This window comes from Streptomyces boncukensis, from assembly GCF_011045075.1.
Taxonomy (GTDB): domain Bacteria; phylum Actinomycetota; class Actinomycetes; order Streptomycetales; family Streptomycetaceae; genus Streptomyces; species Streptomyces boncukensis.
Genome location: NZ_JAAKZZ010000736.1, coordinates 1 through 2,838 on the forward strand (window position 1 = coordinate 1; position 2,838 = coordinate 2,838).

The following is a 2,838-nucleotide window of genomic DNA, read 5'->3' on the forward strand; positions in this document are numbered from 1 at the left end:
CCTTCGCCCCGTCGGCGCCACCGGTGCCGCCCGCGCCGCCCGCACTGCCGCCCGAACCGGCGGCAGGTCCGGCCGGCGACGCGGAGGCCACCCAGATGCTGCCGTCCTTCGACGCCGCAGGGGCCGAGGGCGGCACCCAGATGCTCCCGCCCGTCACGGGGTCGGACGAGGAAGCCGCCACGCAGTACATACCCCCCGTCGTGGACGCCCCGCCGGACCAGAGACCCAGCCACAGCCACAGCCACAGCCACAGCCAGGGCCACAGCCACAGCCAGGGCCAGAGTCCCGAGTCGACGCAGAAGCTCCGCGTACCCCGTCCGGGCGCGCCCCAGCCCCAGCACACACAGCAGGCCCAGCACACACAGCCCGCACAGCCGCAGGCACACACCCCGCCGCCGGGTCCGGTCGGCGGCCCGCCGGCCCCGAACCGGCAGCCCCCTCCCGAGTTCGACAACCTCTTCCGCGCCGAGCCCGGCTCTGCGGACCCGCGGGACGACCCGGGGGCCACCCAGAGCCTGCCGCTCTTCGACAGCGCGGCGGAGCAGCAGTACGCCGGTCACGAGAGCTACGACGGCGGCCACGAGCCCCAGGGCCGCGCGGCCCGCCGCGCCTCGGAGCGCGGCCGCAGGGGCGGCGGCCTGGCCCGGCCCGGCCTGCTGATCGCCTGCGCCCTCACCATTGTGGCGGTGACCGGTGTGGCGGTCGGTATCGTGCTCGGCGGGGGAGGCGGCGACGACGACGGCAAGGACGAGGCGAGGGCCACGAAGCAGGCCACGGCGCCGGCGGGCCACAAGGAGTCCCCCAAGCCCTCGCCGGACCCGGCCGAGGGGCAGGCCCGGAAGCTCGACAAGCTGCTGGGCGACAGCAACAACAGCCGCGCCTCCGTGGTGCGTTCCGTCGCCAGCATCCGCTCCTGCAAGAAGCTCGGCCAGGCGGCGAAGGACCTGCGTGCCGCCGCCCGCCAGCGCAACCAGCTCGTGACCCGGCTGGGGCAGCTGAAGACGGGGGAGATCCCGGACGACGGGCGGCTGACCGCCGCGCTCAACCGCGCCTGGCGGGCGTCCGCCAAGGCCGACGAGCACTACGCGGGCTGGGCGGACCAGGCGGCCCGGAGCCGCAAGAAGGTCTGCCACAAGGGCACGGCGCGGCAGACGAGCCGGTCGCAGGCGGGCAACCGGGCGAGCGGCACCGCGACGACGGCGAAGAAGCAGGCCGCCCAGCTGTGGAATCCCACGGCCCGCAAGTACGGCCTCCCCGAGCGGCGGTTCGGCGAGCTGTAGCCACCGGAAAGGGCTGGTGAGCGGGGCCGGGCGGCGGCGGTGACAGGCGGAACGTATGGTCGGTGACCATGCAGCGAGAGCCCGTGAAGTCTTCCCGCCGTGGCCGTGGTTCCCCCACCATGGGCGGCATGCCTGTCAACGACATGCCCTGGTGGCGCTGGCGCAGCAACGTGCGCTCGGCGCTGCACATGCTCTCCGACTCCGCGTTCCAGCAGGAGTGCTGGCTGGCGGGCCGCCCGGGGTACGGCGACGTCACGGATGCCGTCTACCGCCTCGTCGAGGACACCTGGCTGGACAACTGGTCGGCGGAGAGGTACGTCGGCACGATCTTCCGCGACGCCCAGGAGGCCGGGCTCGTGGACGCCGCGGTGCTGCAGGTGCTGCGGATCATGCACCAGGTGGGCGCCGACGCGCCGGTCGCCTCCTACATGGAGCACCCCGGCTGGCCGGAGGCCGTACAGGCCGCGCGCGAGGCGCACGTCCTGCTGGCGACGAACGACGGGGACGACCCGGAGGAGCCGCCGCGCTCACTGGACGTACTGGCGATCATGCTCAGGACCGTGTGACCCACCTCGCACTCCCGACGGCGGGGCCGGGCGCCCGAGGACCGGCCCGGACGCGGTCCGCGGGTGTGCCAGGCTTGGGCCCATGAGCCAGTCGCAAGCCGCAGCCCCCGCCGCCCCGGCGCCGGGGCAGTACGTCCTCACCCTCTCCTGCCCGGACCACAAGGGCATCGTGCACGCCGTGTCGAGTTACCTGTTCATGACGGGCTGCAACATCGAGGACAGTCAGCAGTTCGGGGACCGGGACACCGGTCTCTTCTTCATGCGGGTGCACTTCACCGGAGAGGTCACCCTGGAGAAGCTGCGTGCGAGCTTCGCCGCGGTGGGCGACTCCTTCCGGATGGACTGGCAGATCCACGCGGCCGAGGAGCGGATGCGGATCGTCCTGATGGTGAGCAAGTTCGGGCACTGCCTGAACGACCTGCTGTTCCGGTCGCGCATCGGCGCCCTGCCGATCGAGATCGCGGCCGTGGTCTCCAACCACACGGACTTCGCCGAACTGGCCGCCTCGTACGACATTCCCTTCCACCACATCCCCGTGACCAAGGACACGAAGGACGAGGCGGAGGCGCGGCTGCTGCGGCTGGTCGCTGACGAGGGCGTGGAGCTGGTCGTCCTGGCGCGCTATATGCAGGTCCTCTCGGACCATCTGTGCAAGCAGCTGTCCGGCCGGATCATCAACATCCACCACTCCTTCCTGCCGAGCTTCAAGGGCGCCAAGCCGTATCACCAGGCGCACGCCCGCGGGGTCAAGCTGATCGGCGCGACGGCGCACTACGTCACGGCCGACCTCGACGAGGGCCCGATCATCGAGCAGGAGGTCGAGCGGGTGGGGCACGAGGCCACCCCGGAGCAGCTGGTGGCGGTGGGCCGCGACGTGGAGTGCCAGGCGCTGGCCCGCGCGGTCAAGTGGCACAGCGAGCACCGCGTGCTGCTGGACGGCCACCGCACGGTGGTGTTCGCGTAACGCTCCGTGCCCCCTTGCTCCCGTGCCC

At 72.7% G+C, this 2,838-nt stretch carries 3 protein-coding genes; all 3 read left to right on the forward strand.

Translation table 11 applies throughout. The annotated features are described in order from the left end of the window. Positions 1 to 1,280 (forward strand): hypothetical protein (locus G5C65_RS34930; RefSeq protein WP_165303081.1); only part of this gene is annotated, 1,280 nt, incomplete at its 5' end. 119 nt (positions 1,281 to 1,399) lie between these two features. Next, a complete protein-coding gene (locus G5C65_RS34935; protein WP_206442615.1) occupies positions 1,400 to 1,846 on the forward strand; it encodes an SCO4402 family protein in 447 nt (148 codons plus the stop codon). An 82-nt stretch (positions 1,847 to 1,928) separates the two neighbouring features. After that, positions 1,929 to 2,810, forward strand: a complete 882-nt coding sequence (purU, locus tag G5C65_RS34940; protein ID WP_165303083.1) for a formyltetrahydrofolate deformylase — start codon at positions 1,929 to 1,931, stop codon at positions 2,808 to 2,810. Positions 2,811 to 2,838: the final 28 nt, after the last annotated feature.

Excerpts from the sequence above, each read along its gene's own strand:
- G5C65_RS34935 (WP_206442615.1), top strand. The coding sequence starts at position 1,400 with ATGGGCGGCATGCCTGTCAACGACATGCCCTGGTGGCGCTGGCGCAGC.
- purU (WP_165303083.1), top strand. The coding sequence starts at position 1,929 with ATGAGCCAGTCGCAAGCCGCAGCCCCCGCCGCCCCGGCGCCGGGGCAG.